Here is a 21,052-nt window from a genome sequence, read left to right as displayed (position 1 = left end):
GCGCGTCGGGTGTTGCGGGCGCAAACTGGAGCTTCGCAACGGCTCCATGGAGGACACGGCATGGCTCCTACGACCTTCTCACGCGCCCGTCTCATCCGCATGCGCGACACCTTGTCGGGCCATGTCGAGCGCGGGCAGGTGCCGGGCCTGGTGAGCCTCGTGAGCCGCCGGGGCGAAGTGCACGTGAATGCGATGGGAAGCCTGGCGCTGCACGGCGAGCCCGTGCGGCGCGACAGCATCTTCCGTATCTCGTCGATGAGCAAGGCGGTGACGGCCGTGGCCGCGATGATCCTCGTCGAGGAATGCGAGCTGCGGCTGGACGACCCGGTCGAGCAGTGGCTGCCCGAGCTGGCGAATCGCCGCGTGCTGCGCCGCTTCGACAGTCCTCTGGATGACACGGTGCCCGCGCGCCGCTCCATCACCGTTCGCGACCTGCTCACCTTCCGGCTGGGCATGGGCCTGGGGCTCGCGCCGCCGGGCAGCACGCCCATCCAGCAGGCCATGCAGGAAATGCAACTGGGCCAGGGCCTGCCGGCACCCGCGCGTGTGGTCGCGCTGGAGGAGTGGATCCGGCGGCTGGGCATGCTGCCGCTGATGCACCAGCCCGGCGAGCGCTGGATGTACCACACCGGCTCCGACGTGCTGGGCGTGCTCATTGACCGTGCGGCCGACCAGCCCTTCGAGGCTTTCCTGCGGGAACGGATCTTCGAGCCGCTGGGCATGAAGGACACCGGCTTCTTCGTGCCCGACAGCAAGATCGACCGCTTTGCCACCAGCTACCTCACCGACGCGACCACGGGCGCACTGTCGCTGCACGACGAGGCCGAGGGTGGGCAGTGGAGCCGCCGGCCCGCCTTTGCCGGCGGCGGCGAAGGGCTGGTGTCCACGGCCGACGACTTCCTCGCCTTCAGCCTCATGCTCATGAACAAGGGGCGGCACGGCGCCAACCGCATCCTGTCGCGCTCCTCGGTGGAAGCCATGGTCACCGACCAGCTCACGCTCGAGCAGAAGGCGGCGACCGCCTGGCCGGGCGGCTACTTCGACAACCACGGCTGGGGTTTCGGCGTGGGCGTGTGCACCCGCCGCACCGACCCGGCCGAGCCCGAAGGCTGCTTCGGCTGGGACGGCGGCCTGGGCACGGCGTGGCGCTGCGATCCGCAGGAAGACTTGGTCACCGTGCTCATGACGCAGGCGGTCTGGGCCTCGCCGGCGGTGCCGGCCGTGGTGCAGGACTTCCGCACCCTGGCCTACGCCGCCATCGACGATTGACCCGCGCTCAGAAGTTCATCGACACCGTGAGCCGCACGCTGCGCGGCTCCACCGGGTGGAAGTGGATGTCGTCCACGTCCGCCGCCTCGCCCTTCAGTCGCGAGCCGTAGTAGTAGTCGATGTCGCTGGCCTGCTTGTCGAAGAGGTTGAACACGTCCAGCGCGACCTTCACGTCCTTGCTCACGCGGTAGCCGGCACGCAGGTACGCGAGTGTGGTGGCCTTGGAGTTCTGCGACCCGTCTTCGATGAGCGGGCGCGGTCCGAAGTAGCGCAGCTGGAACTGGCCGGACCACGGGCCGCGGTCAGCCACCGTCACGCCGAACGAAGCCACGGTGCGGATCGCCCCGGGAATCTGGTCGCCCGCCGGGTCGGCTTGCGTGAAGCGCGCGTGCGAGAGCGAGAGGTCCGCATCGAAGAACAGCCAGGGCCTGGCGGCGTAGTGGTTGTTCCACTCGATGCCGTAGCGCTTGCTCGCGCGGTTGGGCTCGGTCTCGCCGGCGTCGCCGACGAACAGCAGCTCCGAGCCAAGCGTGAGCTGCCACAACGCCAGCGAGCTTTGCAGGCCGGGGATGATCTCCGTGCGCAAGCCCAGCTCGCCGCCCCTGGAACGCACCAGCGCATTCACGCGGTCCACCGGATCGTGCGGCGGCTTTGCAGTGACGGTGGCGGTGGTGCCGCGAGCGTCGTTGCTGTGGAAGCCGTGGCCGTAGTTGATGAAGAGCTCCGTCTTGTCCCACGGACCGAACACCAGCGACAGCTTGGGCGAAGCAATGCCCGCGCCCTGGCTGCCGCTGTTCTGCGCGATGGAGCTGTCCACCCTGAACGAGAAGCGGTCGGCGCGCAGCCCGGCGATGCTGCGCAGCCAGGGCGTCCACTGCGTGCTGTTCTCGGCGTAGAGGCCGAGGCTGGTCTGGCGCACGCGGCTTTCCTGCGTGGTGGCGGTGCGCCGGCGTGCCACGGTCGAATACAGGCCCACGGGGTCGAGGCGGTCGTGGCGCAGTTGCAGGCCGACGGTGGTGGTGCTGTCGTGGCCGGCCAGGGAATGGTCCCAGGCGCGGCTGCTGGTCAGGCCCATCACGCGGCGGCGCTCGGCCTGCTCGAACTGGTCGCCATCCACCGGGTTTTCGGAGAAGAAGGTGAAGTTGGAGAACAGGTCGAGCGTCGAGCGGATGACGTACGCGTCGACGCTGAAACGGCCGTCCGTCAGCGTGCGCTGCAGGGCGTACGACAGGCTGTAGCGCGATGTCTGGCCACCGTCGGTCGGGTCGAGGTTGCCGAAGCGCCCGACGAGGCCGGACTGCACCGCGCGCAGCGGTATCTGGTCCGTGGAATTCCAGCCGGCGTTGTAGGCCATGGCGGTGAATGCGGCTCGGCTGTCGTCCGTGCGGGTGGCGTAGCGCAGCACGCCGTTGAAGCGGTGGAACTTCTCTGGTGAATCCCAGGGGCCATCGTTGTGCGCAGCTTCAACGGCGTACAGGAGCTGGCCTGAGGCCATGGCCGAACTGTTCGCCAGCAAGGCGCGGCGGTAGCCGTTCTGGCCCAGCGTGACGCTGCCCACGCCGCGCGGCAACTGGTCGAAGAGGTCGATGTGCGCGGCACCGGCGGAGGCGAAATCGCCCTCGTCCGCGAAGTACGGCCCCTTCTTGTACGAGATGCGGTTCACCAGCTCGGGAATGAGCCAGTTGAGGTCGGAGTAGCCGTGGCCGTGCGCATGGGTAGGCATGTTCACCGGCATGCCGTCGACGCAGGTCGCGAAGTCGGTGCCATGGTCGAGGTTGAAGCCGCGCAGGAAGTACTGGTTGGCCTTGCCGTCACCGCTGTGCTGGGTGACGATCACGCCGGGCACGAACTCCAGCACCTCGGCCGGACGCAGCGTGGGTCGGCTTTCCAGCAGCTTGGCGGTGACGGTGCCCTGGCTGGCGGCGTCGGAGGTGCCCACGGCGTTGGCGTAGTTGCCGGTGATCTCCACCGTGGGCAGCGATTGCCTGGCCAATGCGACTTGGGTGTCAGCGTCCTGCGCCCTGGCGTGAGGGGCCAGCAGCGTCAGCATCTGCAGGGGAATCAGGCCGATGGGAAGCCGGGCGAGGGCGTCGCGCAGCGATGGAAGATGGAGAAAGGGATTCATGGCGTGAGCAAGCGTGGGATTCTGTACGCGCATCCGTGACAACCGGATGCAACGCGCTTGCTCCGCCTCGGCTCAGGAAGGCAGCATCCCCTCCGCACAGGCCGCCGCCCTCGACAGCAGCAGCGCCTTCTCCCGCTCGTTGCGGGCCAGGTCCGCTGCCTTCTTGAACTCCGCACAGGCCTCCTGCAGCCGGCCCAGCTTGGCCAGCAGGTCGCCGCGCACGCTGGGCAGCAGGTGGTAGTTCTTGAGCTGCGGCTCTGCCACGAGCTGGTCCGCGAGGTCCAGCCCGGCCTGCGGACCGAAGGCCATCGACACCGCCACCGCCCGGTTCAGCGCGACCACCGGCGAGGGCGAGAGCTGGTAGAGCGCGTCATACAGTGCCGCGATGCGGGCCCAGTCGGTCTCCTGCGCTGTCTTGGCCCGTCCGTGGCAGGCCGCGATGGCGCCCTGCAGCGCGTAGGGCCCCAGCGCCCCGCCCAGGGCCTCGGCCCGCTCCAGCGCCGTCAGCCCGCGGTGGATCAGCATGTGGTCCCACTTCGCGCGGTTCTGGTCCAGCAGCAGGATGGGCTCGCCCTGCGGCCCCACGCGGGCGCGCGAGCGCGAGGCTTGGATCTCCATCAACGCCACGAGCCCGTGCACCTCCGGCTCGCGCGGTGTCAGCTCGGCCAGGATGCGCCCCAGCCGCAAGGCTTCCTCGCACAACGCGGGCCGCATCCAGTCGTCGCCGGCGGTGGCCGAATAGCCCTCGTTGAAGATGAGGTAGATCACCTCCAGCACCGAGGACAGCCGCGCCGGCAGCTCGTCGGCCCGCGGCACCTCGTAGGGCACGCGCGCTTCCGACAAGGTGCGCTTGGCCCGCACGATGCGCTGCGCGATGGTGGGTTCGGGCACCAGGAAGGCCCGGGCGATCTCATCGGTCGTCAGGCCGCCCAGCAGGCGCAGCGTGAGCGCCACGCGCGCCTCGGTGGAGAGCACCGGGTGGCAGGCGGTGAACACCAGCCGCAGCATGTCGTCGTCGATGTCCTGGTCCAGGAGTTCGGTGAAGTCCACGCGTGCCACCTCCTCGCGCAGGGCCATCTCGTGGCCGAGCTCCTCGTGCTTGCGGTCCAGCAGCTGCTGGCGGCGCAGGTAGTCCAGCGCGCGGTTCTTCGCCGCGGCGGTGAGCCAGGCGCCCGGGTTGTCGGGCACGCCGGTGGAGGGCCAGGTTTCCAAGGCGGTGAGCAGCGTGTCCTGCGCCAGCTCCTCGGCCATGCCCACGTCGCGCAGCATGCGGGCGACGGTGGCGATGATCTTGGCGGATTCGATCCGCCAGACGGCGTCGATGGCGCGGTGGGTGGCCGTGGTGCTCATGGAATCTGTCCTCTCGGCAGTCGACGAATCAGGATGCCCGAAATCGACATCTGGGGATGGCGATTTTGTCCATCTGTGGGTGACGGGTGCGGACAGCGCGCGCACGGCCGTCGTGGGTTTCCGCCCAAGGGTCTGGATCGACCGTTCACCGGGCCGATCCTGCGCTTGGCTGGAGTGGGTCTTGCTGCTGCGGAAGCGGCCGCTAAGGTGCCGCCACCACAACAAACAATCGGAGGTTCACCATGGCATCAGCACGTGCCCTCGGGTGGCTGATCCTGCCCCTGGCCGTTCTCGGCCTGCATGGGTGCGGAGGAGGAGAAGCACAGCAGCCCGGCAGCCAGGTCCGGGCGCAGGAGGCGGTCTCTCAGGCGGCCGCGGTCGCGGCCAACCCCAGGCGCTTCAGCGGCCTGGCCGTCAACCTGTCCAGCCTGGAGTACTGGTCCACCGACCTGCCCACCATCGACCAGTTCAAGCGCGCCAGCACCTGGGTCACCTCGTGCGACGCCGTCAACACCCCGTACGACCCGGGCAGCTGCACCTTCAACCAGGCGGACAAGGACCAGGGCAAGAGCGCCTGGGACACGCTGGAGGAGGCGAAGCTGGACCTGGACGAGAACGGCTGGGTGCGCAGCATTCCGTCGGTGGACGACCCCAACGTGAAGTACCACATGGTGACGTCGCTGGTGTTCCAGGGCGACGGTGGAGCGCATCCCGCTGGCACCTACACCGTCGTGTACGACGGGAAGGGCGACATCGAATTCCAATCGGGCGGGGCGGTCACGCGCCTCGATGACCACCGGGTGCAGGTGGAGGTATTCAACAAGCCCGACAGCGCGTTCTTCATTCGCATCAGGAGCACGGTCGCGTCGGACTACATCCGCAACATCCGCGTCTATCCGCCCGGTGGCGTGTGCAGCAGCGCCAAGCTGGTGGTGGTCGGCAAGGCGGCGGACTGCACGGGCAGCGGCAACAGCTTCATCAACTTCGAGACGCTGGCGCAGACGCAGGCCTGGTACCCCACCTTCCGTGCCCACCTGAACGGCATGCGTGCACTGCGGTTCATGGACTGGGGCCACACCAACGACTCGACCCTGGCGAACTGGGCTGACAGGCCCAAGAAGGCCGACGCGACCTGGACCGGAAAGTACGGCGTTCCGCTCGCGGCCATGGTGTCGCTGGCCAACGCGGTGCAGGCGGATGCGTGGGTCAACATCCCGACCGAAGCCACGGACGACTATGTCCACAACGCCGGCAAGTTGCTGAAGTCCCAGCTGGACACGCAGTCGCAGGTGCTCGTCGAGTACAACAACGAGCCGTGGAACGGGCAGTTCCGCCAGTACAACTCGATGTATGACAAGGCAGTGGGCCTGTGGGGCGTGCCCGATCCGAAGAAGGGGCAGAGCAAGCACGAATGGGTGCTGAACTACCACGCCATGCGCTTGGCGCAGGTCTGCGACATCGTCAAGGCCGAGTTCGGTTCGGACGCCGGCCGCGTGAAGTGCGTGCTGAATGCGCAGGCCAGCGGCGGCAGTTGGAACGTCCTCAACGTCAGCCTGCCTTGCCCCAAGGGTGCGCCGATCATCGGGCACGCTTGCGAGCAGAGCATCGACGTGGTGGCCATCGCACCGTACTTCGGCGTGTACATCGCCGACGGCAATGCGCGGCAGGACTACATCGCCAGCAACTGGTTCACCCAGCCCGATGGCGGCATCGGCAAGCTGTTCGAGGAGATCCGCGCCAAGGACGCCAACGACAACGTGGTGGTTCCGCCGCTGTATGCCGCGGGCAAGACCGGGCAGGAGCAGAAGAACGGTGCCCTGATGGAAGCCCGAGGCTGGATGGACGACTACAGGAAGGCTCTGGCCGGCAAGAAGCCGTTGTATGCCTATGAAGGTGGCCAGCACCTCGTGAACCTGTACCGCGACTGCGGGGGTCTGTCGGGCGATGCGCTCAAGGCCTGCCAGGACAAGGGTGCCCAGTTCGTCAAGGCGTGGACGCAGCTGTTCAGCAATGCGAGCCACCATGCCTTGATGGGGCGTGCCTACACCACCATGATGGACGACTGGATGGCCGCGGGCCCGCAGGGCAACAAAGGCCAGGTGTTCGCGGCCTTCAACTTCGTGTCGGCCTACAGCCAGTGGGGCGCGTGGGGCCTGAAGGAGACGCTGTTCGACAGCGATGCCGTGAGCCCGAAGTGGCAGACGCTGCTGCCGTATCGGGACAGCATCGGTTGCTGGTGGGAGGGGTGCCGTGATCTGACGGCGACGGTGCTGGCCCAGTAGAGGGGCGCATCACAAGTTCTGCCCACGTCGGCACCCGATGCCGACGCGGGCGGTCTGCGTTGACGGCAGTGCGGCTTGCGAGCCCATGGCGTTGTGCGTGCGTGTCCTTTCATTGAGACAGCCCATCAAGCAACACGAACGTTAGATGTCCGTCTGCAGCGGCTCATGCTGAGGCTGCTCCTGCGACTCGTCGATCGGATAGTGGTACCACGCTTGAAGGGTACGACTGCGAGGGGTCGATTCATGGAGTGGGGTCCGATGATTGTTGCAATCAGCGAGCCACACCTCCTCATCCCAGCCGTCTTATCAACCGCGGCCTTCATCTCCACCATTCGCAGTACGCCCCGACGCATGCGTCAGGGCCACGAACGAAGACAGGCCCAGAACACCTGCCTTCCACCCAGCGGCCTTTCGGGGCGGTGCGCTGCGGGGTGCTGCTGCCGGCTCCGGGCAAATCTCAACTTCGGACACACATCACATGAGCAACAAACTCACAGGCAAGGTCGCGCTCGTCACCGGCGCATCCAAGGGCATTGGCGCGGGCATCGCCCGCGCATTGGCGGCCGAAGGCGCCTCGGTCGTGGTCAACTTCGCGAGCAGTCGTGAAGGGGCCGACAAGGTGGTTGGCGAGATCACCGCCGCCGGCGGCAAGGCGGTGGCGGTAGGAGGCGATGTCTCCAAGGCTGCGCAAGCCAAGGCGCTGGTGGCCGCGGCCGTCGAGCACTTCGGCAGGCTGGACGTCGTGGTCAACAACTCGGGCGTCTATGAGTTCCTGCCGTTGGAGGAAGTGACCGAAGAGCACTTCCATCGCCAGTTCGACGTCAACGTGCTGGGCCCCATTCTCGTCACGCAGGCGGCGCTGCCTCATTTGAAGGAAGGCGCCAGCATCATCAACGTGAGCTCGGGCGTCACGCGCATCACGCCGCCGAACTCCGGTGTGTACTCGGGCACCAAGGGCGCGGTCGACGCGTTGACGGGCGTGTGGGCACGCGAGTTCGGGCCAAGGAAGATCCGCGTCAACGCGATCAACCCGGGCCTGGTGGAGACCGAAGGCACCCGCTCGTTCGGCGCCATCGGCTCGGAGATGGAGTCCCATTTCGTCGGCCAGACGCCACTGGGCCGCACGGGCCAGGTGGACGACATCGCGCCGGTGGCGGTGTTCCTGGCGTCTGACGATGCGAAGTGGCTGACGGGCGAAACGCTGCTGACCAGCGGCGGGATGCGCTGAGTCAGTCCATCGCGTCGCCGAACTCGGCGGCGAATGCGTCGATGAACTGAGGAGATCCCGCGAGGGAGAGGGTGACGGTGTGCCAGCCGCCATCCTCTTCCTGCACGAGCAGGTCGTGGTTCCAGGCCATGCCGTCTTCGATGGGGCCGTGCCGGTCCGGAAAGCGGCGGTGCGCCCAATCGAGGATGTTCTGGACCTCGCGCATCACCTCGGCATGGCTTTCCGGGCGGGTGGAAGCCATGGCGTCCAGGGTGCTGATGCCGTCGGTGTCTTCGCTGAGGGTGAAGGTGAGGTAGCGCAAGGTGATAGTGGAGAAGATGTGGAGGGGAAGACGCTCAGGCTCTTGGAGGGACGAGTTTGTGACGCACCAGATCGACAGGTTCAAGGCTGAAGATCGGCGGCGTCGTGCCATGGACCCGCGCATAGCCGCTGCGCTGCACAAGCGCGGACATATGGACTACTGCGTCAACTGGTCGAAAACGCCCTCGGCCATCATGAGAAACGGCATGTGTCCGATCGGCGGTTGAACGTCTGCCAAGGCCTGGAATGCCGGTGTCAGCATCTTCGAAGCAAAGCGTTGCCGATGGACTGGGTCGAGCATCCATGCCTGGAGCTGCGCTTGAAAGGCATGGCGGTCCGAGGCGAAAGCATTGCGGTATTTGCGATCCTCCCAGAAATCCCAGTAGGTCCCAGTCACGAATTGCACGGTAGACACGGGATCTTCGCTTTGCAACCAAAGGTCGAGCAGGGGCTGGACCGCAAATCCACCGATGTGGAACATCAACAGGACACTCAACGGTTCCTCGTGCCATCGGCGTTCGCCGTGCAGGATGAGGGCGAAGTAGGCGAGCGCGAAGCGGTCGAGCACGCGCCGCTCGGCGTCGTTCCAGCTGCCTTCCGGGCACAGCCCGAGTCTGATGAGGGACAGTTCGATGGAGTGATGAATCTCCTCACCCTCGGACAGCAGATCGAGCATGCGGGGCAGGAGGTGCTTCACCTCCTGCACAGGTTGAACGATGCCCTTGGCCGAGCCGTTGTATTCGTAGAGATGCCGGGCGGTGATCTGTTCCAGGGGCCATTCGCGCAACGCTCGTTCGACCTCCTCTGAGACGCAGCACATCAGGCAGACATCCAAAGGGAAGCTCGGCGCTGCGTGGCGGCGGAATGTCTCGTACACCTCGGCCACTGCCGGACGCAGGGAAGGACGGTGAAAGTTCGGGCTCAATGAAATGCTGTCGGCAACGTTCGTGGTGGAGACGCTACCAGAAGACGGATGCAGCCGCGATGGCTGCATCCGTGTCATCGCGGCTCAGTAGTCATCCCGCCCGTGCGTGGCCGTCGTCCACCCCAGGAACTGCATCGACCCCGCGTCCGGCCTGCGCTGCTTGGCCAACTGCTGGAAGTTCGGAATTGCCACGCCGCGGTTCATGTAGCCGTTCACCGCGATGTCCATGTACCCCGCCTCCAGGTGCTGCCCCTGGCAGTTGCGCACGCCGCTGCCGTTCATCAGCGACTTGGCCATGTACTCCAGCCCCTTGGCCAGGCGCGGCGTCGTCTCGCCGGAGCCCGTCCACATCCACACCGAGGTGTCGCCGGCCTGGATCACTGCCATCTCCGCCGCTTGCGCCAGGCCTTCGAGGTTGTATTGCGGATGCGTGCAGTCTCGCGCCTTCAGCTCGTTGACCTCGCCACTGGAGAACACCGACAGCGGGATCATCTCGGTGATGCGCTGAAGCCCGGCCGAGTAGCGCGAGGTGTTGTTCTGGTAGACGCCCGCGGCCATCATCGCCAGACCTGCAGACACCGCCCAGTTGTTGACGCGGGTGCGCGCCTGCTCGGCCTGGTTGTAGAGCCGGTCCACGAAGCCGTTGAAGGTGTTGATGTCGGCCTGCGACCAGCCGGCCTCGCCGTTGTTGTAGTGGCGGATGATCTCCGCCGCGCTCACCCACACCGGGAGCATCCACGCCGCTTCCAGCTGCACCTGCGCCGCATTCGTGCCCGAGGCCACCGAGAACGTGCGGAAGGTGCGCCCCCAGTCGTTGAGGATGGCCACCGCCTTGTCACGGTGCCGCGCGTCACCGGTCTTCACCCAGCGCAGCGCGTTCAGGTAGGCGGCCTGCGCATCGTCCTTGAAGCGCTTCTCCTGGTCGCCGATGGCGCTGCCCACCACCTCCACGTTGGACAGCGCCTTGTGCGGGTAGGTGTGCTCGCTGCGCGCATCGCTGGTCACGGCCTGGTAGCCGATCTTCATCACGCTCGGGTTGGGCGAATTCTGTGCCGCCTTGAAGCTGTCCAGCCTCGCTTGCGTCGCGAAGATGCCGGGGTGGCGGAATGTCGATGGCACCACGGCCTGTGCGCGGCGGACGCCGTCGCTGGCGGATGCGGACATGGCGTCGCTGGTGGCATCGTCGCTGCCGCCGCCACCGCAGGCAGACAACAGGGCCAGGGTGACAGGGGCCAGCGCCCAGCGCAGGCGGCGCGCGGCAGGGGTGTGTTGGAAGCTCATCGGTGTTCTCCTCACTCGTCTCACGAAGGTGGTGGCGAGGGGCCGCGGATGGTTCGGGCACACCGGCGGCGAGCGTGGACACGCTCGTGAACATCCTCAGGTGTGATCCCAACCGTCCAGCCGCCCGCAGGCGCTTGCGCGCACGGGCCGGCGTGGCTCCTCCGACCTCGCGTCGACGTGCCGTCGGGTTCTGGGCGAGGTCTGTTCGCTGGGCCGCTCCATGCATCGTGGAAGCGGTCCCATGGCGTGAGATTGAATCACGCACGGTCATCAGACAAGACGGTGGAAACACCTAGCGTTTGCAACGAAAGTTGTCTGATGACGATGGGCTTGCTTCATTGGCCTTACTTCAACTGCTTGGCCCAATACGTGACCACATTCGTGCGCGGCTGCGAGTTGCCATCCACCGACACGGCCGCGATCTTGTCCACGGTGTCCAGACCGGAGATCACCCGCCCGAACACCGCATACCCGTTGCCGGTGGCGTCGCACACCGTCTTGCCGCGGTCCAGGCAGGCGCTGTTGTCCACGGTGTTGAAGAAGAACTGGCTGGTGGCCGAGTTGGGATCGCTCGTACGGGCCATGGCGATGGTGCCGCGGACGTTGCTCAGGCCGTTGTTGCTCTCGAGCGTGATGGGCGCGTAGGTCGCGACGCTGGCGCCGCTGGCGGTGTAGCCGCCGCCCTGGATCACGAAGCCCGCGACCACGCGGTGATACAGCGTGTTGTCGTAGCGGTTGGCCGTCACGTACTTCAGGAAGTTGGCGACGGTGATGGGCGACTTCGCCGCTTCCAGCTCCACCACGATCTCGCCTTGGGTGGTCAGCATGCACACGGTGTTGAGGGTGCTCGCGTTGGACGCCGCCACGCCTGCGGCGCTGCAGGTGTTCGACGGGGCCGGTGGCGTGGGCGTCGGCGCGGTGCCGGCATCGGAGCCGCCTCCGCCGCAAGCGCTGAGGAAGGCCATGGACATGAACAGCGGGATCAGGCGTGATGTGGTCATGAGATCGGTGGATGTCGGTTGACGAAGATGCCGCGGTGGCGGTCGCCGCGCATTCTCAATGAGCCGCGGCACGGATCGACAAAGCCTTGTGCGCTGGTCGCGTTTGTCTGTTTTGCCATGCACTCAATACAAGTGCAATAGCAAATGAGAACGATTATCAATTGTGTTAGAGTCCGGTCCGTCCCGATGAGGGCTGACCGATTCCGACATGACTGCCGCACCCCATCACCTGCTGTCGACTCCTTCGCCCGCCGCGAGGCTGCCGCGCACCGGTCAGCGCGCCGACTCGCTCACGCCGAACCAGCGGCGGGCGATGGTGGGTGTCATCGTCGCGCTGCATGCCGCCTTGGGCCATGGGCTGATGCAGGTGCGCGAAGTCCGCGAGGCGGTGGCAGAGGTCGCGCCGATCTTCGTGAGCATGGTGGCGCCCGAGAAGCCTCCCGCGCTGCCTGCGCCTGCGGTCACCAAGGCACCGCCGCCGCTGCAGCGGCCCATCGTGACGGCGGCTCCCACGCCCACGCCACAGCCTGAACAGTTCACCGCACCGCCGCCCGAGCCACCAGCACCACCGGTGGCTGTGGCCGTACCGGCACCCACGCCGCCCGCACCTGCGCCCGCTGCCCGCACCATCCCGCCATCAGCCGTCCAGTACCTCGAGCCGCCGCAGCTCGTGTACCCCCGCGCCTCGCGCCGCGCCAGCGAATCAGGCCGCGTGGTGCTGCGCGTCTTCATCGACGAAGCCGGACTGCCGCGGCAGGTGCTGGTGAGCCAGTCCACCGGATTCCCTCGCCTGGACGAAGCCGCTACCGCCGCCATCCAGAAGGCCCGCTTCAAACCCTACACCGTCGACGGCCAGCCGGCATCCGGCTGGGCGCTCGTGCCCCTGTCTTTCGATCTGGAGAAATGATGAACCAAGACACCGCCCTTGGCATGGGCCACTTCATCGCGCAAGCCGATGGCGTGGGCAAGGCCCTGCTCTTCATCCTGCTGGCCATGTCGGTCATCTCCTGGGCCATCCTCGCGGTGAAGGGGCTCACGCTCATCGTGCGGCGCAGCCGCAGCGAGAGCTTCCTCAACCTCTTCTGGAACGCGACCTCGCTCGATGCGGTGGCCAATGAGATCGCCACGCACGGCGCGACCGATCCGTTCTCGCACCTCACCAGCCACGCCATGCACGCGCAGGCCCACCACGCCAAGTACGGCGCGGCCAAGCTGGAGGAGGCGGGCACGGCCAGCGACTTCGTCACCCGCACCATCAAGAAGGTGCTCGACGAAGAGACCATGCGGCTGGAGAACGGGCTCACGCTGCTGGCCACCGTCGGCGCCACCGCGCCCTTCGTGGGCCTGTTCGGCACGGTGTGGGGCGTGTATCACGCGCTGGTGGCCATCGGCATGAGCGGGGCCGGCACGCTCGACAAGGTGGCCGGCCCCGTGGGCGAGGCGCTCATCATGACCGGCCTGGGCCTGGCCGTCGCCATCCCCGCGGTCATGGGCTACAACTGGCTCACGCGTGCCAACCGCGTCATGGTCGCCAAGCTCGATGCCTTCGCCTACGAGCTGCACACCTTCGTCGCCATGGGGCAGCCGCTGGGCGCCGACGGCACGGCCGTGACCAACGTGCGCGCGCTGCCGCAGCGCGTGCAGCCGGCCTGAGGAACGCGCCATGGCTTTCGCGAGTTTCGACAGCAAGAACGCGAGCGCGCCGGTCGCGGACATCAACATGGTGCCGCTCATCGACGTGATGCTGGTGCTGCTGGTGATCTTCATCATCACCGCGCCCTTGCTCACCAACGCGGTGAAGCTGGAGCTGCCCAAGGCGACGTCGCAGGCCAATGAAGCGAAGGCCGAGAAGATCGACTTTGCCATCGATGCGGGCGGCACCTTGTTCTGGAACGGCGAGGCGGTGTCGCGCGCCGAGGCGTCCCGACGCTTCGCGGCCGAGAGCAAGAAGCAGCCGCAGCCCGAAGTGCATCTGCGCGCGGACCAGGCGGTGGCCTATCGCTTCGTGGCGCAGACGCTGGCCGATGCCTCCAAGGCGGGGCTCAGCAAGGTCGGCTTCGTGAGCGATCCCGAGCAACCCTGAGCGGCGCGGCCGCCATCCCATCCTGCTGGCCTCTTCCACAGGGGAGAGGCGGCCCTTGTTCACCCTTTCAACGCACCATGAACCACAAACAGAACCGAGCCGTTCCGCTGAGTCTTCGCGCGGCCACCCTGGCGCTGGCCTTCGGCACCGCACACGCCCAGGAGGCGAAGAAGCCCGATGCCCCCAAGCCTGCCGAAGCCTCGCTGCCCGAGATCAAGGCCACGGCCACGCGCGAGCGCGACAACGGCAGCTCCAGCGCCGGCGCCAAGTTCGACACGCCGGTGCGCGACATCCCGCAATCGGTGACGGTGATCGACCGCAAGATGCTCGACTCGCAGGCCGCTGCATCGCTCAAGGACTCGCTGCGCAACGTGCCCGGCATCACGCTGGGCGCGGGCGAGGGCGGGGTGATCGGTGACAACATCAACCTGCGCGGCTTCTCGGCCCGCACCGACGTGTACCTCGACGGCCTGCGCGATCGCGGCCAGTACACGCGCGACACCTTCTCGCTGGAGGCGGTGGAAGTGCTGAAGGGGCCGTCGTCGATGCTGTTCGGCCGCGGATCCACCGGCGGCGTCATCAACCAGGTCAGCAAGAAGCCGGACCTGCGTGACCGCACCGAAGTCGTCGCGACCCTCAGCACCGACGACTACTACCGCGTGACGGGCGACGTGAACCGCAAGCTGTCCGAAACGTCGGCCGCGCGCGTGGCCATCTTCGGGCAAGACATCCAATCCACCCGCGACGTCGAGCGCCTGAAGGACTTCGGCATCGCGCCCTCGGTACGCTTCGGTATCAACACGCCTACCGAGGTGACTTTCTCGGCGCTTCTCCAGCGCAACCGCGACCTGCCCGACTACGGCTTCCCTTTCGTCACCACCAACGGCGCGGGCACGGTGCGCAAGCCCATCCAGGCTGCGGCCAACGTGTTCTACGGTTACACCGACGACTTCTACAACCAGTCGGTGAACGTGCTCACGGCCGGCATGCAGCACAAGTTCAGCGCGACCACCATGCTGCGCAACCGCACGCTCGTGAGCGCGAACGTGACCGAGGCATCGCCTTCTCCGCTGGGCACGGTGACGCGCACGGGCGGCGGCACGCCTTCGCTGAACGACCCGCTGTCGCTGCTGAGCGCGCCGCGCCAGGACCGCGATCGCGTGATCCATGACAAGAGCTTCAGCAACCAGACCGACCTGGTGATGAAGTTCGGCGACGATGCCCTGCGCCACACCGTGACCACCGGCATCGAGATCGCCCACGAGGAGAGCAAGGAAGACCGCTACGTGTGGAACACCGCGGCCGCGGATGCCGCCATCAACCTGGGCAACCCCGTCAACGGCACGCGCCAGGGCAGCCGCGCGCTCAGCCGCACCGTCACCGGCAAGGCCGACACGCTGGCCGCGTACGTCAACGAGCAGCTGGACATCGGCAAGCAATGGAAGCTGGTCGGCGGCCTGCGTGCCGAGCGTTTCAAGGCCAGCAGCGACCTCGTGAAGTACACGTTGCCCAGCGGCTTCCCGGCCGACACCACGGCGGCGGCGCAACCGAAGTCTGAGACCATGCTGAGCCCGCGTGCCGGCGTGCTGTTCCAGCCCAATGAGGCGCAGTCCTGGTATGCGTCCTACGGCACCTCGTTCAACCCTTCGGCCGAGACCGTCACGGCCACTGCCGCCACCGCGCAGCTCGATGCGGAGAAGAACCGCTCCATCGAAGCCGGCGTGAAGTGGGACGTGCTCGACGGCGAGCTCTCTCTGACGGGTGCGCTCTTCCGCACCGAGAAGACCAACGCCCGCATGCGCGACGGCGCCGGCAGCGTGACAGTCACGGCAGGCCGCATCCGCGTGCAGGGCGTGGAGCTGAGCGCCGCGGGCCGCATCACGCCGACCTGGCAGGTCTTTGGCGGCTACACCTACCTCGATGGCCGCATCGTGCAGTCGCCGGAAGTGGGCACGGGTGTGGATGCCGGCATTGCAGCCCAAGGCAAGCGCACACCGAGCACGCCTCGCCACAACGCCACGGTGTGGACCACCTGGCGCGTGCAGCCGAAATGGGAAATCGGTGGCGGCGTGCTGTATTCCAGTGCCCGCACGCTGAACAACTACGAGACCGCGATGGTCGATGGCTTCACGCGGCTCGATGCGACGGTGGCCTACCTGGAGAAGAACTTCGAGGTGCGGCTGAACTTGCAGAACCTGACGGACAAGCTGTACTTCGAGGGCAGCAGCGCAGGCCGGGCCACGCCGGTGCGCGGCCGTACCGCGCTGGCCAGCGTGGTCTATCGCTTCTGAACCATGATCGTCCAGCTTCCCGACGTACTCACGCACGAGCAGGTGCTTGCCGTGCGTTCGCAGTTGCTTGCCGCCGACTGGGTCAGCGGCCTCGCCACCGCAGGGCACCAGGGCGCCCCGGTGAAGAACAACCGGCAATTGCGCGAAGGTTCACCGCTGGCCGCGGCGCTGGGTGACGTTGTGCTTGCGGCGCTGGAGAAGCATCCTCTCTTCATCAGCGCCGCACTGCCCGCCAAGGTCTACCCGCCCATGTTCAACCGCTACGAGGGCGGAGAAGCCTTCGGCAACCACGTGGACAACGCCATCCGGCTCATGCCCGGCAGCGGGGAACGCATCCGGACCGACCTGTCGGCCACGCTCTTCCTGTGCGAGCCGCTGGACTACGACGGCGGAGAGCTGCTGATCGAGGACGTGTATGGCGCCCAGTCCGTCAAGCTGCCCGCGGGCCACATGGTGCTGTACCCGTCCACCAGCTTGCATCGCGTCGAGCCGGTGACGCGCGGGGCTCGCCTGGCCTGCTTCTTCTGGGTGCAGAGCATGGTGCGTGATGCCGGCCAGCGCAGCCTGCTGCTGGACATGGACACGTCCATCCAGCGGCTGGCACAGACTGGCGCCGACGAAGGAGCCCGCGTGCAACTCACCGGCTGCTATCACAACCTTCTGCGCATGTGGGCTTCGCCGTAGCGCGACGTCGTCACGTCGCGCGCGGCACCGCCTTGGCGACCAGGTAGCCGGTGTGGCTGATGCCGAGCAAGGTCACCATGCTGGAGTCCAGTACCGGCAGTTCGTGCAGGCCTCCTGTGGGGATGCTGCCGAAGCGGGTCCACAGCAGACTGGCATAGGCCACCACGGTGACGAGCGTGAAGAAGAACATCTGGATGCGCGTGAGGTCCAGGTGAGGAGAGGGCGGCTTGGCGGGGTCTTCCTGCTCGCTCTTGAACAGGTCCGACCACTGGGCGGCGTCGGGCGAGGCATTGACCCGGGGCTTCTGTGTCGGGGCGGCCAGCGTCAGGGCCTGCTGCTTGTTGTTGGACAGGATCAGCGGGGAGGCGACGAGCGAGGTGGCGCTGATGCCCATGAGCGCCCACAGTTCGTGCGGTACCGCGATGCTCAGCGCGGAAGCATCTTTCGCGGCGATGTTGCTCATCGCTGCGCAGAAGAACGCGGACAGGATCAGCACCGTCCACAAGGCCATCTGGAAGCGCGACAGCGAGATGACGTTGCGCTCGTCGATCAGGGCGCCTCGCCACACGCCCGTGACGCCCCTGCCGGCGACCAGCGTGAACACGGCCATCAGGACCAGCACGGCGATCCAGCTGCGCTGCGGGACGGGATCGATCAGCGGCCACACGATGATGGCCAGGCCATTCAGGGTCAGTGCCAGGGGATACATGCGAGGTCTCCGGGTGGATGCCGCGATACGGCGGGGTTCAGCGTTTCGTCAATGCATCGACCAGGACACCGCCTTCGATTGCCACCAGATTGCGAAGCGTCTGCGCCTGTGGGCATGGCGTCCTTTCGTCGGCGCCCGATGAACTCGGACCGAGGAATTCTTTTCGCGCTGCGAGCGCGGCGCATCCGCACATTGGATGAGGTGTTTCGCATCACTTCCCGGCTCGCCGAAAGTCCAGCCTTGGAAAACGTGATCGATCACGACAGGATTGTCGTTGTAGTCACGCCCGAACAGGTTCTCCACCCAGAGAGCACCGAGATGGTCGCCAACTTCTTGTTCCAGGTCTCTTCGACAACCCCGCGGCAGCTGTGCACCGGTGTACCGCAAGAGCAGCCGTGTTTGCAACGAGAATCCCTGTGTTGCGACGCCAATGATGGCAAGGAGGACCACATGATCAAAGTCACCGTGATGTACCCGTACACCGAAGGCGCACGCTTCGACCACGCTTACTACCGCGACCGGCACATGCCGATGGTCAAGGCCAGGCTGGGCAGTGCCTGCGCCTACTACACCGTCGAAAAGGGGCTGGCGGGCAGGGAGCCTGGTTCGCCGCCAGCCTTCGTGGCGATGTGTGCGTTCATTTGTGACTCGGCCGAAGCCTACCTCGCCGCGTCGCAGGAGCACCGGGCCGAGATCCGGGGCGACATCGCCAACTACACCGACATCGTGCCGGTGGTCCAGATCAGCGAGGTTGTCGTCGAGAGGTCGGATCGTTGATCGCACCGGACGGAGCTTGACGACACCCGGGCGCCTGGTGCCAGGATGCGAAAATCGGTCCTGTAGTACGAACAGGGAGGTGGAAGAAAATGGAGTTCTCACACGCAGTTCAGGCATGCCTTCAGAGGTACGCCGATTTCCAGGGCCGCGCGTCTCGGGCCGAGTACTGGTGGTGGGTTCTGTTCTTGTTTCTCGTTTCGTCGGCGCTCGCGATCGTGCACGAGAAGCTGTGCGACTTGTTCTGGCTTGCCGTGCTGGTGCCAACAGTGGCGGTCACGACCAGAAGACTGCATGACACCAATCGCAGCGGGTGGTGGCAGCTTATCGAACTCGTTCCCCTTGTCGGGTTCATTCTCATGATCGTCTGGCTCGTCGAAAAACCTGCGGAGCCGAATCGCTTTGAGCAAACAAGCTTGCGCGAAGCCTAGCCCTTCTGACCGGCGCGGATAATATTTCGCTCGTTGGCACCGTCGGATTGGTCGATGCACGGACTCCGTGGCTCCCGCCGGTGCATGGTCAGTGCCACGTGTGTGCGTGCATGGGAGACATGGGAATGAACCTGGGATTCATCAAGCGGGCAGTCTGGCCCTTGGCAGCGGCGGCGCTGCTGTGCGTCTCGTCGGTGAGGGCGCAAGCGCCGGTGGAAGAAATTCCGATCGAGACACTGTTCAAGAAGCCGGCGTTCACCGGCCTGGTGCTCTCCCCGGACCAGAAGTTCATGGCGGCACTGATGCCGTCCAATGGCCGCAGCAACCTTGCGGTCATCGACCTCGAGAACCGAAAGGCTGTGCGGCTGACCAACTTCCGCGACCTGGATGTGCTTCAGCCGCGCTGGGTGAACAACGAGCGGATCGCCTTCACGCTGGTCGACATGCAAGGGATCGAGACGCGCAACACCGGTGGCCTCTTCGCCATCGACCGCGATGGATCGCGAGAACGCATGCTGGTGGAACCCATGGACGGTGGTTCGTCCGTGAAGTTTGTCTGGCGCACCACCCGCATCCTCGGGCGCATCAAGGGCAACAAGGAAGAAGTCCTGGTCGAGGCCAACGACCGCAATGTCGAAACCGCCGACATCTATCGGATGAACACCCTCTCCGGGCGGAAGACCCTCGTGACGGACCGGGGCCCCGGCCACGTCGTCAGGTGGGTGCTCGACGACGACATGGCGCCGAGGGCGACCTTCAACCACGACAGCAAGAAGAATCGCTGGTGGTTCAGCCTGCTCAAGGGCGGCGAGTGGGTCACGGCCGCCCAATGGGACGAGCAGTTGCGCGACGTCGTGATTCCCATGGCCTTTGACCCGCAGGACAGCAACACGCTCTATGTCGCGAGCAACGTCGGCCGCGACACGCTGGCTCTCTTCAAGTACGACGTGCAGGCCGGCAAGCTCGGCGAGCTGGTGTTCGGCGACGCCCGCTACGACATCGCATCGTTCGGCCTCATCGGCGAGGCCCTGGGCGAAGGCGGCAACCTGATCTTCGCCGGCACCGAGGAGTCCCCGGGCAAGCTCGTGGGCATCTCCTACCAGGCTGACAAGCCGCGCCGGTACTTCTTCGATGAAGCCGCCGCGCGAACCCAGGCCATGGTCGACGCTTCCTTGCCGGGCATGAACAACTCCTTCAGCCTCAGCGCATCGACGACGCTCGTCTTCTCCCGCTCGGACACCAACCCCGGCCAGTACTTCCTGTTCGACCGCGACAAGCGCCGGCTGGAGGACACCGGCATCCGCGTGCGGCCCGACATCGATCCGAAGAAGATGGCGCCGATGATGCCCGTGAGCTGGACGGCGCGCGACGGCGTGCGCATCGACGGCTACCTCACCTTGCCGAAGAACTACGTCAAGGGCTCTCCGGTGCCGCTCATCCTGCACCCGCACGGCGGGCCCTGGGCCAAGGACAACTGGCAGTACAACGCGGAAGTGCAGTTCATGGCCAACCGTGGCTATGCGGTCTTGCAGCCGAACTTCCGCGGTTCCACCGGCTATGGTGCCAATCACCTGCGCTTGAGCTACAAGCACTGGGGCGACACCATGATCGACGACATGATCGATGGCGTCGAATGGGCCATCAAGGAAGGCTACGCCGACCGCAAGCGCGTGGCGGTGTATGGCGCAAGCTACGGCGGCTATGCCACGCTGCAGGCGATGGTGCGGCGGCCCGATCTCTTCAAGTGGGGCGTGAACTACGTGGGCGTGACCGACATGGCCGTCCACCAGGACACGCAACCGGCGCAGCTCTACAGCGACTTCAGCGACCTTGCGAAGATCATCAACGGCGACCAGTCGGCCGACAAGGACCTGTTCGAGAAGCAATCACCGGCTCGCCACGTGGACAAGATCGCCGCGCCGGTGTTCCACGCCTACGGCGGCGAGGACAGGAACGTGGACTTTGCCAACGGCCGCACGATCAAGTCGGCATTCGACAAGGCCAAGAAGCCCTTCGAATGGATGTTCGTGAGCGACGAAGCCCACGGCTACCGCCAGGATGCGAATGTCTTCGAGTTCTACAACCGCTTCGACAAGTTCATGAAGGCGAACACGCCGGCCGTGGCGCCGATGGCCTCGACCAAGTAGGCGAAGGTTCAGGCACCGCCGTTGAGCGGTTGCTGCTTGGGCGTTTGGGTGGTGTCAATGGGGGCATGAAGATCCGCCACAATGGGATCAGCACCCACGCACGACCACTGTCGAGCATACCCATGGACGCAGAGCCAGTTTCCGCCGTCCCCGACGGGACGCGACCAGATGC

The 21,052-nt window shown here is 66.2% G+C and carries 18 protein-coding genes; 11 read left to right on the top strand and 7 right to left on the bottom strand.

Features of this window, described 5'->3' with window-relative positions; translation table 11 throughout:
* Nucleotides 1–60: 60 nt before the first annotated feature.
* Entirely contained in the window at nt 61–1,269 is a 1,209-nt protein-coding gene (locus tag DZC73_RS03020; RefSeq protein WP_124538706.1) for a serine hydrolase domain-containing protein, read from the top strand.
* A 7-nt stretch (nt 1,270–1,276) separates the two neighbouring features.
* On the opposite strand, the gene DZC73_RS03015 is transcribed toward DZC73_RS03020, so the two are convergent.
* Both DZC73_RS03015 and DZC73_RS03010 read right to left on the bottom strand, forming a co-directional pair.
* Nucleotides 1,277–3,394: a TonB-dependent receptor gene (locus DZC73_RS03015; protein WP_235834963.1), complete on the bottom strand. Its 2,118-nt coding sequence runs from the start codon at nt 3,392–3,394 to the stop codon at nt 1,277–1,279.
* A gap of 72 nt (nt 3,395–3,466) precedes the next feature.
* Complete coding sequence (locus tag DZC73_RS03010) at nt 3,467–4,744, bottom strand: RNA polymerase sigma factor (protein ID WP_124538705.1); 1,278 nt, start codon at nt 4,742–4,744, stop codon at nt 3,467–3,469.
* Nucleotides 4,745–4,986: 242 nt separating this feature from the next.
* On the opposite strand from DZC73_RS03010, the gene DZC73_RS03005 reads away from it, so the two are divergent.
* Both DZC73_RS03005 and DZC73_RS03000 read left to right on the top strand, forming a co-directional pair.
* A complete protein-coding gene (locus DZC73_RS03005; protein ID WP_124538704.1) occupies nt 4,987–7,026 on the top strand; it encodes a hypothetical protein in 2,040 nt (679 codons plus the stop codon).
* Nucleotides 7,027–7,504: 478 nt separating this feature from the next.
* Nucleotides 7,505–8,254 carry an SDR family NAD(P)-dependent oxidoreductase gene (locus DZC73_RS03000; RefSeq protein ID WP_124538703.1) on the top strand — a complete coding sequence of 250 codons (750 nt, stop codon included), beginning with the start codon at nt 7,505–7,507 and terminating at the stop codon, nt 8,252–8,254.
* A 1-nt stretch (nt 8,255) separates the two neighbouring features.
* Here the strand turns inward: DZC73_RS03000 and DZC73_RS02995 are convergent, their stop codons facing one another.
* The 4 genes from DZC73_RS02995 to DZC73_RS02980 all read right to left on the bottom strand — a co-directional run bounded on the left by DZC73_RS02995 (nt 8,256) and on the right by DZC73_RS02980 (nt 11,761).
* Complete coding sequence (locus DZC73_RS02995) at nt 8,256–8,639, bottom strand: hypothetical protein (protein ID WP_235834962.1); 384 nt, start codon at nt 8,637–8,639, stop codon at nt 8,256–8,258.
* Nucleotides 8,640–8,711: 72 nt separating this feature from the next.
* A complete protein-coding gene (locus tag DZC73_RS02990; protein WP_124538702.1) occupies nt 8,712–9,557 on the bottom strand; it encodes a hypothetical protein in 846 nt (281 codons plus the stop codon).
* Between the two features lie 6 nt (nt 9,558–9,563).
* Nucleotides 9,564–10,760, bottom strand: a complete 1,197-nt coding sequence (locus DZC73_RS02985) for an alginate lyase family protein (RefSeq protein WP_124538701.1) — start codon at nt 10,758–10,760, stop codon at nt 9,564–9,566.
* Nucleotides 10,761–11,104: 344 nt separating this feature from the next.
* On the bottom strand, nt 11,105–11,761 hold the full coding sequence (locus DZC73_RS02980; protein WP_235834961.1) for a peptidylprolyl isomerase: 657 nt from the start codon (nt 11,759–11,761) through the stop codon (nt 11,105–11,107).
* Between the two features lie 208 nt (nt 11,762–11,969).
* On the opposite strand from DZC73_RS02980, the gene DZC73_RS02975 reads away from it, so the two are divergent.
* From DZC73_RS02975 to DZC73_RS02955, 5 genes are all read left to right on the top strand, one after another.
* On the top strand, nt 11,970–12,668 hold the full coding sequence (locus DZC73_RS02975; RefSeq protein ID WP_124538700.1) for an energy transducer TonB: 699 nt from the start codon (nt 11,970–11,972) through the stop codon (nt 12,666–12,668).
* Nucleotides 12,668–13,414, top strand: a complete 747-nt coding sequence (locus DZC73_RS02970) for a MotA/TolQ/ExbB proton channel family protein (RefSeq protein WP_407924084.1) — start codon at nt 12,668–12,670, stop codon at nt 13,412–13,414. Before DZC73_RS02975 ends, DZC73_RS02970 begins: the two co-directional genes overlap by 1 nt.
* A 10-nt stretch (nt 13,415–13,424) precedes the next feature.
* Nucleotides 13,425–13,844, top strand: a complete 420-nt coding sequence (locus DZC73_RS02965; RefSeq protein ID WP_124538698.1) for an ExbD/TolR family protein — start codon at nt 13,425–13,427, stop codon at nt 13,842–13,844.
* Nucleotides 13,845–13,921: 77 nt separating this feature from the next.
* Entirely contained in the window at nt 13,922–16,135 is a 2,214-nt protein-coding gene (locus DZC73_RS02960) for a TonB-dependent receptor (RefSeq protein WP_124538697.1), read from the top strand.
* A gap of 3 nt (nt 16,136–16,138) precedes the next feature.
* A complete protein-coding gene (locus DZC73_RS02955) occupies nt 16,139–16,819 on the top strand; it encodes a Fe2+-dependent dioxygenase (RefSeq protein ID WP_124538696.1) in 681 nt (226 codons plus the stop codon).
* A 10-nt stretch (nt 16,820–16,829) separates the two neighbouring features.
* Here the strand turns inward: DZC73_RS02955 and DZC73_RS02950 are convergent, their stop codons facing one another.
* Entirely contained in the window at nt 16,830–17,528 is a 699-nt protein-coding gene (locus DZC73_RS02950; protein ID WP_124538695.1) for a hypothetical protein, read from the bottom strand.
* 450 nt (nt 17,529–17,978) lie between these two features.
* Between DZC73_RS02950 and DZC73_RS02940 the strand changes: the two genes are divergently transcribed.
* The 3 genes from DZC73_RS02940 (at nt 17,979) to DZC73_RS02930 (ending at nt 20,880) form a co-directional block, all read left to right on the top strand.
* Nucleotides 17,979–18,305 (top strand): EthD family reductase, encoded by a 327-nt coding sequence (locus DZC73_RS02940; RefSeq protein WP_124538693.1) that lies wholly within the window; start codon nt 17,979–17,981, stop codon nt 18,303–18,305.
* An 89-nt stretch (nt 18,306–18,394) separates the two neighbouring features.
* The gene (locus DZC73_RS02935; RefSeq protein ID WP_124538692.1) at nt 18,395–18,733 is read left to right on the top strand and encodes a DUF805 domain-containing protein; all 339 of its coding nucleotides are present in this window, start codon (nt 18,395–18,397) and stop codon (nt 18,731–18,733) included.
* A gap of 125 nt (nt 18,734–18,858) precedes the next feature.
* Nucleotides 18,859–20,880, top strand: a complete 2,022-nt coding sequence (locus tag DZC73_RS02930; protein ID WP_161974428.1) for a S9 family peptidase — start codon at nt 18,859–18,861, stop codon at nt 20,878–20,880.
* The last annotated feature ends 172 nt before the right edge of the window (nt 20,881–21,052 follow it).

It is taken from the genome of Rhizobacter terrae, from assembly GCF_003852895.1.
GTDB classification, from domain to species: domain Bacteria; phylum Pseudomonadota; class Gammaproteobacteria; order Burkholderiales; family Burkholderiaceae_C; genus Albitalea; species Albitalea terrae.
The sequence above is the reverse complement of the archived record's forward strand: the minus strand, read 5'-3'. Positions and strand labels throughout refer to the sequence as shown.

Coding starts and splice junctions, on each gene's coding strand:
- DZC73_RS03020 (WP_124538706.1), top strand. CDS start 61: ATGGCTCCTACGACCTTCTCACGCGCCCGTCTCATCCGCATGCGCGAC.
- DZC73_RS03015 (WP_235834963.1), bottom strand. CDS start 3,394: ATGAATCCCTTTCTCCATCTTCCATCGCTGCGCGACGCCCTCGCCCGG.
- DZC73_RS03010 (WP_124538705.1), bottom strand. CDS start 4,744: ATGAGCACCACGGCCACCCACCGCGCCATCGACGCCGTCTGGCGGATC.
- DZC73_RS03005 (WP_124538704.1), top strand. CDS start 4,987: ATGGCATCAGCACGTGCCCTCGGGTGGCTGATCCTGCCCCTGGCCGTT.
- DZC73_RS03000 (WP_124538703.1), top strand. CDS start 7,505: ATGAGCAACAAACTCACAGGCAAGGTCGCGCTCGTCACCGGCGCATCC.
- DZC73_RS02990 (WP_124538702.1), bottom strand. CDS start 9,557: ATGACACGGATGCAGCCATCGCGGCTGCATCCGTCTTCTGGTAGCGTC.
- DZC73_RS02985 (WP_124538701.1), bottom strand. CDS start 10,760: ATGAGCTTCCAACACACCCCTGCCGCGCGCCGCCTGCGCTGGGCGCTG.
- DZC73_RS02980 (WP_235834961.1), bottom strand. CDS start 11,761: ATGACCACATCACGCCTGATCCCGCTGTTCATGTCCATGGCCTTCCTC.
- DZC73_RS02975 (WP_124538700.1), top strand. CDS start 11,970: ATGACTGCCGCACCCCATCACCTGCTGTCGACTCCTTCGCCCGCCGCG.
- DZC73_RS02970 (WP_407924084.1), top strand. CDS start 12,668: ATGAACCAAGACACCGCCCTTGGCATGGGCCACTTCATCGCGCAAGCC.
- DZC73_RS02965 (WP_124538698.1), top strand. CDS start 13,425: ATGGCTTTCGCGAGTTTCGACAGCAAGAACGCGAGCGCGCCGGTCGCG.
- DZC73_RS02960 (WP_124538697.1), top strand. CDS start 13,922: ATGAACCACAAACAGAACCGAGCCGTTCCGCTGAGTCTTCGCGCGGCC.
- DZC73_RS02955 (WP_124538696.1), top strand. CDS start 16,139: ATGATCGTCCAGCTTCCCGACGTACTCACGCACGAGCAGGTGCTTGCC.
- DZC73_RS02950 (WP_124538695.1), bottom strand. CDS start 17,528: ATGTATCCCCTGGCACTGACCCTGAATGGCCTGGCCATCATCGTGTGG.
- DZC73_RS02940 (WP_124538693.1), top strand. CDS start 17,979: ATGATCAAAGTCACCGTGATGTACCCGTACACCGAAGGCGCACGCTTC.
- DZC73_RS02935 (WP_124538692.1), top strand. CDS start 18,395: ATGGAGTTCTCACACGCAGTTCAGGCATGCCTTCAGAGGTACGCCGAT.
- DZC73_RS02930 (WP_161974428.1), top strand. CDS start 18,859: ATGAACCTGGGATTCATCAAGCGGGCAGTCTGGCCCTTGGCAGCGGCG.